The organism is Arthrobacter sp. 05T442 (assembly GCF_056395945.1).
Genome location: NZ_JBFTKM010000059.1, coordinates 1 through 510, shown reverse-complemented (window position 1 = coordinate 510; position 510 = coordinate 1). Strand labels below are relative to the sequence as shown.

Here is a 510-nt window from a genome sequence, read left to right as displayed (position 1 = left end):
CCTGGCGAACCCGGGCCTGGCCGGGACGCCGTACGCCACCCCGACGCTGTGGGCGGCCATCCAGTACCTTGGTGCCCGGGAAACCGCCCCGGAACACCGGCACTCCCAGAACGCGTTCCGCTTCGTCGTCGAGGGCGAAGGGGTCTGGACGGTCGTGAACGGGGACCCGGTGCGGATGTCCCGCGGGGATTTCCTGCTGACCCCGGGCTGGAACTTCCACGGCCACCAYAACGACACCGACGAGCCGATGGCCTGGATCGACGGCCTGGACATCCCGTTCGTGCACTACGCCGACGCCGGGTTCTTCGAGTTCGGCACCGAACGCGTCACCGACGAGGCCACCCCGGACATCTCCCGCTCCGAACGGCTCTGGGCCCACCCGGGCCTGCGCCCCCTCTCGGGCCTGGATGACACCACGAGCTCCCCCATCGCCGCCTACCGCTGGGAATACACGGACCGGGCCCTGACCGARCAGCTCCTCCTCGAGGACGAGGGCCACCCGGCCACCGT

Annotated in this window: 1 protein-coding gene; it reads left to right on the top strand. The window is 70.7% G+C overall.

The genetic code is table 11. The features are described from left to right. Positions 1–510, top strand: a 510-nt coding sequence (locus tag AC1DES_RS19170; protein WP_476897282.1) for a cupin domain-containing protein, incomplete at both ends; no start/stop codon positions are given.